The sequence below is a fragment of the Marinobacter sp. bablab_jr003 genome (assembly GCF_016464245.1).
Taxonomy (GTDB): domain Bacteria; phylum Pseudomonadota; class Gammaproteobacteria; order Pseudomonadales; family Oleiphilaceae; genus Marinobacter; species Marinobacter vinifirmus.
On record NZ_JADARC010000130.1, the window covers coordinates 1 to 941 of the forward strand.

The 941-nt window shown below is 52.9% G+C and carries 1 protein-coding gene; it reads right to left on the reverse strand.

Translation table 11 applies throughout. The features are described from left to right. Nucleotides 1–867: IS5 family transposase (locus tag H3Z84_RS15670; protein ID WP_199458131.1), on the reverse strand; the 867-nt coding region annotated here is incomplete at its 3' end. Between the last annotated feature and the right edge of the window lie 74 nt (nt 868–941).

Here is a 941-nt window from a genome sequence, read left to right on the forward strand (position 1 = left end):
CAAGCCGCGATAGCGAACTTTGCTATAGCCAAAGACCTGCTTGATGTACCGGAATGGGTGTTCCACTTTGGCCCGGGCGCTGGCTTTGAGCTTCTCGGCCTTTAGCTTTCGGTCGTCCAGTTTTTTACGAGAACCGGGGCGCTTGGCAATGAACCAGGATACATTTTGGCGATCTTTATGCTCATCCCGCTTTTGAATGCCAAGATAACCGGCATCACCGAACACGCGCAGCTCGTCACCGTGAAGAAGGTTGCCGGCGGACACGATGTCGTGAACATTGGCAGCGGTGGTATCGATGCTGTGGATCAAGCCGAGCGTATCGTCCACGCCGATATGCATCTTCATGCCAAAGTACCACTGGTTGCCTTTTCTGGTTTGTCGCATCTCAGGGTCGCGCTGGCCGCTTTCATTCTTCGTGGAGCTTGGTGCAGAAATGATGGAAGCATCCACAATGCTGCCTTCACGCAGCATCAAACCATTTTTCTCCAGGTGCTTGTTCACCTCTTTGAACAACACCTTGCCAAGGCCATGGCGCTCCAGGAAATGACGAAACTTGAGAATGGTGGTTTCGTCCGGCAATCGGTCCAGCTTCAGGCCGGCGAACTGGCGCATGGATTCGATCTCATACAATGCGTCTTCCATGGCAGGATCACTGAGGTTATAGAACAATTGCATGCAGTGGACTCGCAGCATGGTCGGCAGCGGATACGGTGGCCGGCCAGTCTGGCCCTTGGGGTAATATAGGGCTACCTTCTTCTCCAACTGCTTCCACGGAATCAGCTTGTCCATCCGTTCCAGAAAAATCTCGCGGCGGGTTTTACGCTTCTTGGTCTGGTACTCGGCTTCGGAGAAGGTGATCTGATCCATGGTGGCAACGAATCCTGTGCAGTTGACGATGACCGTATTATCGCTGATTTTGAGACTTATTCAGAGCCTCCCTA